Raw genomic sequence first — 6,922 nt, forward strand, 5'->3', positions numbered from 1 at the left:
AGCCATTGTTGGTTTATTGCTCAGTGTTATTTGGGTGAAAGATACGCGCAAATTTGTTCACCAAGAAAGTAAGACCACGACCACCCAAAAATTTGAGAATGTATTTGTAGAAACGAGTTTTAAGGATAAAACCTTAAGTTCTGTATCTCAGGCAGGTTTAGTAAACAACTTGAATGATGGTATGATATGGGGATTATTACCCATTCTTTTAGGAACTTTGAATTTTGACAAAGAAAGTATTGCTGTGATTGCATCTGTTTATCCCGGTGTATGGGGAATAGGTCAATTATTTACAGGAAAGATGTCTGATCTTTACTCAAAAAAGAACATGCTTTTCTACGGAATGCTACTTCAAGGATTGGTCATACTCTTGTTTCCTTTTAGTTCTAACTTTTACGTTTTAATTGCCATTTCAGCCTTGCTGGGTTTAGGGACTGCTTTAGTTTATCCAACATTTTTATCTACCATAGCGAGTGCAACACAGCCCAATCAACGTGCCGAAAGTATTGGGATATTTAGGTTGTGGAGAGATTTGGGCTATGCCTTTGGAGCCATCATTTCGGGGATAGTTGCGGATGCTTTTGGAATTGATGCTTCCATATATTTAATAGGATGCATAACAGTAATATCAGCTTTAATTATTAAGTTGCGTATGCCTAAAATATAAATCAATGAAAATCATCCTACCACTATTTTTTGTACTGAATCTTTTGTTTTCTTCTTGCGGAAAAAAGCAGCAATTACACATTGCTATTCAACCTTTTGTAGGGGTAAACCAAGTAGATATAGAACTTGTAAAAAGCTCTTTGGTTGAAAACTACAAAGCAAAAGTGGATGTGCTTACTCCTATTGAAATTCCGGAAAATACATTTGTCAATGTTAAATCACCTCGCTATCGCGCAGATCAATTAATTGCTTATTTAAAAGCGCAGAAAGCAGATTCTATAGACCATGTTTTAGGATTAATTACCAAAGATATTTCTACCACGAAACAGAATCCAGACGGAACTGTGAAATTACCAAAATCAAAGTATGAAGATTGGGGGATTTTTGGTTTGGGATATCGACCGGGGGCTAGTTGTATTGTTTCTACTTTTCGATTAAGTAAAAGAAGACCAGATAGAAGATCTCAACTTATAAAAATTGCCAACCACGAAATAGGACATAACCTAGGTTTACCGCATTGTGATAGAGATCCAAATTGCGTCATGCGCGATGCTGCAGAGTCTATTAAAACCATTGACGGAGTTGGGAGTACGCTTTGTGATTTCTGTAAGGAAGATATAAGGTGACATATAAAGGTTAAACATAAAACACGGTCAAATAATAAAAAAGGTGATTAATTTTTATTTATTCGTTTGAAATTTAAACAATATGGCGATATGATTGTTCAAGTAAAAAGTCGTATTCATGCGTATTGTACATTATTTAGCTCAATTGTATTGTGCCCTATTGGCCATAAGTGAAACTGTGGTTTACTTTTCTTCCATACCCAAAAATGACATAGAAAGATTTGCACAAGATGTAAAAGGTGTAGTTTCACCCGAACCACTAACAAACCTTCCGCTCATTTTTAGTACGGTTAGTATAGGCATGTTTCTGGCTTGGTTATATGCTATGGGAAGAAAGAAAGAAGGACTCAAGAAGAGTTTGTTGGTTTTAACGTTTGTGCTGGCTATAGCTGTAATTTGGGTAGAAAGTCCATTTTTTAATTAATTAAGGTACTTATCAGTATTCCTATGTACTCAGGGCTGGAGTAAGGGAGTTTACATCCTTCAAATACAACAAGAAAAATCGAATCAAGTCATTGCAAAGCAGCGCATAGTGTTGCAATAGATAAAAGAGCGAAAGGGATGACGAGTTAGTTTCATCCCTTTTGTATTTTTAGTCCGTTACTTTTTCTAATCATCGTATTCAAATACTAAAAGATCTATGCATTTCCAGTTGCTCACAAGTTTTCTCGTGTTTCAGAGTCTGTTTTCTTGTACCGTGGAAACGGTAAACCATACTACCTTAACAGAAATTAAAAGTCCGCAAGAAAGAAAAATGAAACCTTTAAAAGATACTTCTTTTTATACCCTAGAGGGGCGCTTCAATACACCGGTTAATGCGATTAGAAAGTCTGTGGATTCTTCATCTTTTGCCTTTTACCTCAGGAATCTTCCGCTCAAAGAAGAGGGGGCACAAGTGAAGTATTATGACGGTGATATCAAACGAAATTCGGCGGTTTACTGCGCCGTAGTAGATTTAGAAATAGGGAAGAAAGACTTGCACCAGTGTGCGGATGCTGTAATGCGTTTTCGTGCTGAATATTTATGGAAACAAAAGCGCTATGAAGACATCCATTTCAATTTCACCAATGGATTTAGAGTGGACTATACAGAATGGATGAAAGGAAAACGAATACGTGTTTCAGGAAATAACGTGGAATGGGTGCAAAAGACGCAAGCTTCAAATACCTACCAAGATTTTTGGAACTATATGGAATGCATTTTTACCTATGCAGGTACCTTGTCTTTGTCTCGTGAATTAAATCCCATTCCTTTGAATGAAATGCAAATTGGTGATGTAATTATTAAGGGAGGTTCTCCTGGACATGCCGTTTTGGTAGTAGACATGGCCCAAGATACAATTACTCAAAAACATTACTTCATGTTAGCCCAAAGCTACATGCCGGCACAAGAGACGCAAATTTTAGTAAATCCTTCAGTTCCTGGTGCAAATCCTTGGTATTGTTTAGAAGATATAGAAGATGAAATCTACACCCCAGAATGGACTTTTACACGTGAGAGTTTGATGAGGTTTTAAGAGGGACAAAATGGATTGATTTTTGTTTGTAACCTGCTTAAAAGATTACATGCGTAATTTCCTTCCTTTGATGATGATCTTGTTGTTGTTTTCTTGTTCCCAAATTGAGGAGAAAGAGGGTAAGCAAAATGGATTAATGAATTGGGAGCAAGAATTATTGGGTTTTGGAAGCTTAAAAATAGAAGGGGAAAATTTCGTCCATTTGTTTTATCATTTTGGTAGTGTTTCCGAAGATTTTTCTATTAAAGGGGATACCTTATTGCTTTCAAGATCTCAGTTGAGAAGCTACCTGAATTATTACAGTAGTATTCCAGGCAGTAAAGACTCGTTGATTAGAAGACCAATTCTTTGGTCACTATCTAATCCATCCTATGAGTACGAATTAAAAAAGAAAGAAGGGGTGATTTATCTTACTAACTTAAATACATGCAGCGATGCACCTTCTCGAATATCCTTGAATGTGTATGCGCCCTTTATTTCGAATGATCTTTATCTCATTCATCTAGAAAATCAGAAAGAAAGGGATAATGTGTTTCATTGGGATGGTTCAAAGGGTTTGTATCTTTACTACGAGAAAAGCTACATAGAGAAAGACGATATTGAATCTTTTCGAAAGTTGTACATAGAAAAGAAGACTTTGAACAAAAATGATGAGAAAATTCTATTTAGTTATTTGAATTTATTTACTGCTCATAGAAGTCATCCTTTTAAAGAAATAGAATCAGGGTGTGGTCTTGGGGATTATGAGAACTTGATTACAGTAGCGTATAAAGACTCCCTTTACGAGTATGGAATGCAAGCGTTTCCACTTCCTATATCTAAATTAATTCACGGACTTACCCTTGAACTTGATAAAAAAGGAGAAAGGCTTGAACCCATATTAGACACCAACGATTTTCTTATAATTGATAGGTATAAAGACCTGCCTTTAGCACGAAAAAGAACAGAAAGAGAAAAGCGAAATTTGGAGGTTGAGAAGGAGTTAAAAGCCTTAGATGATTTAAAATCCAACCCTAAATGAAAAAAGATTTAACGTACCTAAGTTTTTTATGGATGTTTTTCCTAGCTTCTTGTTCTTCTCCTGAAAAGGTGAATTATCGAAATTGGGAGGAGGTGTTAATGGGCTATGGTAAAATTGGATTATCCCCAGAAAGCATGACTAAAACTTTCTATTATTTCGGAAATCGAGTAATGGATAGCACGAAATACACTGAAATTAAAGACTCTTCCTCTTTTTGTTTTAAGGGGGATAGGGTAACCATCCCAAATCTCAGACTTGTTCAAATGATTCCCCAAGAATGGTGGGAGAAAGTGAAAAGTGACAACAATTTTAATAAAGATTTTTTGGAGGTAGAGGATAGCACATCTTTCATGATAGAAGAACAAAGTAACCAGTTACTTTTGAGGAAATTAACAGGGGTAGCTCAGATACCTTCTGAATTGTATGTAAAAATGAATACGAAAGCTTTACCTGAAGATTTCATGTATTTGGATTATGAAGAGTATAACAAATCCTATGTTCATGTTCAATACGGGGGGATGTCAGAAAGTAAAGTAATGATAGCAACAGATAGGTTTGATTTGAAGGCCGATTCTTTGATTATTCAAACTAAACCAATCTTAAATCACCAAGATTCTTTAGTTGTGAATAGCTTTTTGAATTTATTGATAGAGAGGAGATACCAAGAAAAATTAAATGTTTCAGTATGTTACTACCCTATGGAATTGAATATTACAATGGTATACAAAGATTCTTTGTTTTACTTCAATGGAAATACACTTCCTATTGATGCGCATGGTTTAGTCGAGTATTTTAATTATCAATTGAACCTTAGCAAAGATAAAAGGATGAGTACTTTGGAGGAATACCCACCATTAGATTCAACTTTCCCACGAAAAAGTTATTCTGTAGCAAGAGCTTTACCAGGAGTTCCATTAATTGAAATAGCACCATGAGAAGCATAATTATTATCCTCACAATATTCGTTGTTGCCTGTAAACCAAAAGGCCCAGAAACAAAAAATAATTGGCAAGAAGAACTCTTAGGCTTTGGTCAAATGTGGAGCGATAAAGATACTGTCCATAAAGATTTTTACTACTTCGGTAATTTGAAAATGGATAGTACAAAATTAGCTTGTTTTAGGTTTGGAATTCCAAACCTAAGAGAAGACACGTTATTCCTACCAAATAGTTTATTGTACCACAGTTTTAAGTTTTGTGATTCATTACGGTACAAATGGAAAGAAGGATTCTTGAACAAGGATACGAGTGCTTACCTGATTTCAAAAGATAGTTTGGGCATAATTCATTTACAAAAAGCTTTTGGTATTAAGTGGACACCGAGAAGGTTATATGTTAGGATGAATTCAGGAACATTCGATACCGATGTAAAGTATTTTATAAACAGTTCATGGTCATATGATAAAAGATTTTCAATGTTAGTAGATAGTTTAAGAGGTATTCGATATTTTACAAGTATTCGTCAAAATAATGAGATTTACCAAAGGGAAATAGATTTTTTCACACATACTGACTCTATAGTTTTTTCATCATTTTTAAATGACCTAATAGAAAATCGTTCGAAAATTCATCAGTGGGATGTAATTAATTGCTGGGCAGGTTGCAATTTGGAAATATTATATGAAGATTCTATTTATCAATTTGATGAAAATAGTTTTTTGAAAAACTTAGGTTTTATAGAAGAGTATTTCCTGTTTAAACTTAACAAGTTCTCGGATACCGCGGATATAGATGTAAACAATTTCAGTTATTATCCTGATAAATTATTCAAAAACAAAGCTATTGCAAGAGAAATAGTAATTCCACCTCCGCCACCGGAATCAAAAATAGAATGAGTTAAATGTTAGTTTTTCTTCCCCTTCTTAGCAGCCACCTCTTCATTTTCTAACATCCTTGCTTTCGTTAAGCGTTGCACCAAAGCAAGGGGGACTTCTGTGCCGTGTGGAAATTGTAAGGTTCCTTTTCCGCCTTTGTATTGTTGCATTTCTTCGTCTTTCTCTCCAAATACGCTTGAGAAACCATAAAAACCAATGTGATTTTTAAAGGCGCTGTAATACACGAGTATCCTTCCTTTGTATTTGAAACCAGGCATTTTGTAGCCGTAATGTTCTTCTATTTCGTCGGATAATTCAAGTATGGCGTTGTGGAGCTTTAAGAGTTGATCTTGCACGGCTAGTGGTTGGGCTTCTATGTGGTCTTTTATTTCTTGTAGCATCTTTTAAAGATAAATTATTCCAACAAAAAACGACGAAACTCTACTGAATTTCGTCGTTAAAAATGTGCCGTTTTTATAAATCTTTACTCGTCATCTAAAACTGCTCTAAGCTTTTGTCTTAATTGACGGTTATAGGTCTCTAATAAGTACTTAAAGTAATTTTTGGTACTCTTAGCTATCAATTTTGTATACTGCTTCAAACGGTGCTCTATATGCTCTTGTAAGCTTTCCATAATTTCTAGCGCATCGTAAAAGTCTGTTGCTTTATCTTTAATGGCATCAAAGTGATTGTCTACCGATAAATCAACTGCTTTTTTACCCGGTCTACCTTCATCTACCAAATCTTCGTAAACTTCCTTCATCTTAAACTTGTTGATGATGTCCATGTCTACTCTGTGCTGAATACGCTTTGGCAATTCAAAAGCAGCTTCAAATTGTAAATCATCTTGCTCAGACAAACGAGATTCCAAGAATCTATCTGGGAATTGGAAAGCATCCTGCCAGTTGATATAATCTTGCCATAAACCGAAACGTCTTACGTTGTTTCCTAAGTCTATCAATAAGAATTCATCCTTCTGAGGTAACTTTCTTGAACCACGACCAATCATTTGGTGATACAAGGTCAACGAACGTGTTGCTCTGTTCAAAATAATCGTTTCTACCGTTGGTTCATCGAAACCGGTTGTTAAGATACCTACAGATGTTAGGATGGCATCAGGAGTTTCCTTAAACCAAGATAAAGTATCTTTTCTATCCTTATCTGAGAACGTACTGTCTAAGTGTTTAATCTTAAATCCTCTTTTCTCAAAGGTTTCTCTCACGCGAATAGATGTTTCTATTCCTGAGTTAAAAATCAATGTTTTCTTTCCTAAGGCAACT

The 6,922-nt window shown here is 35.2% G+C and carries 9 protein-coding genes; 7 read left to right on the forward strand and 2 right to left on the reverse strand.

Annotated elements, in window-relative coordinates; translation table 11 throughout:
• The 7 genes from AC22ZQ_RS11265 to AC22ZQ_RS11295 form a co-directional block, all read left to right on the forward strand.
• The coding region (locus AC22ZQ_RS11265) for an MFS transporter (protein ID WP_318958871.1) at positions 1 to 667 on the forward strand (667 nt) is incomplete at its 5' end.
• Between the two features lie 4 nt (positions 668 to 671).
• Positions 672 to 1,292 (forward strand): hypothetical protein, encoded by a 621-nt coding sequence (locus AC22ZQ_RS11270; protein ID WP_318958872.1) that lies wholly within the window; start codon positions 672 to 674, stop codon positions 1,290 to 1,292.
• 118 nt (positions 1,293 to 1,410) lie between these two features.
• A complete protein-coding gene (locus tag AC22ZQ_RS11275; protein ID WP_318958873.1) occupies positions 1,411 to 1,716 on the forward strand; it encodes a hypothetical protein in 306 nt (101 codons plus the stop codon).
• A gap of 216 nt (positions 1,717 to 1,932) precedes the next feature.
• Positions 1,933 to 2,808 (forward strand): DUF4846 domain-containing protein, encoded by an 876-nt coding sequence (locus AC22ZQ_RS11280; RefSeq protein ID WP_318958874.1) that lies wholly within the window; start codon positions 1,933 to 1,935, stop codon positions 2,806 to 2,808.
• A 49-nt stretch (positions 2,809 to 2,857) separates the two neighbouring features.
• Positions 2,858 to 3,829: a hypothetical protein gene (locus AC22ZQ_RS11285; protein ID WP_318958875.1), complete on the forward strand. Its 972-nt coding sequence runs from the start codon at positions 2,858 to 2,860 to the stop codon at positions 3,827 to 3,829.
• Positions 3,826 to 4,764 carry a hypothetical protein gene (locus AC22ZQ_RS11290; RefSeq protein WP_318958876.1) on the forward strand — a complete coding sequence of 313 codons (939 nt, stop codon included), beginning with the start codon at positions 3,826 to 3,828 and terminating at the stop codon, positions 4,762 to 4,764. The genes AC22ZQ_RS11285 and AC22ZQ_RS11290 overlap by 4 nt, the downstream gene beginning before the upstream one ends.
• Positions 4,761 to 5,663, forward strand: coding sequence for a hypothetical protein (locus AC22ZQ_RS11295; RefSeq protein ID WP_318958877.1), 903 nt, complete (start codon positions 4,761 to 4,763; stop codon positions 5,661 to 5,663). Before AC22ZQ_RS11290 ends, AC22ZQ_RS11295 begins: the two co-directional genes overlap by 4 nt.
• Before the next feature lie 8 nt (positions 5,664 to 5,671).
• Here AC22ZQ_RS11295 and AC22ZQ_RS11300 read toward each other — a convergent pair whose 3' ends face one another.
• Together AC22ZQ_RS11300 and AC22ZQ_RS11305 are read right to left on the reverse strand one after the other, a co-directional pair.
• Entirely contained in the window at positions 5,672 to 6,043 is a 372-nt protein-coding gene (locus AC22ZQ_RS11300) for an iron chaperone (RefSeq protein WP_318958878.1), read from the reverse strand.
• 83 nt (positions 6,044 to 6,126) lie between these two features.
• On the reverse strand, positions 6,127 to 6,922 hold a 796-nt coding region (locus AC22ZQ_RS11305; RefSeq protein WP_318958879.1), incomplete at its 5' end, for a helicase-related protein.

This window comes from Lishizhenia sp., from assembly GCF_057456495.1.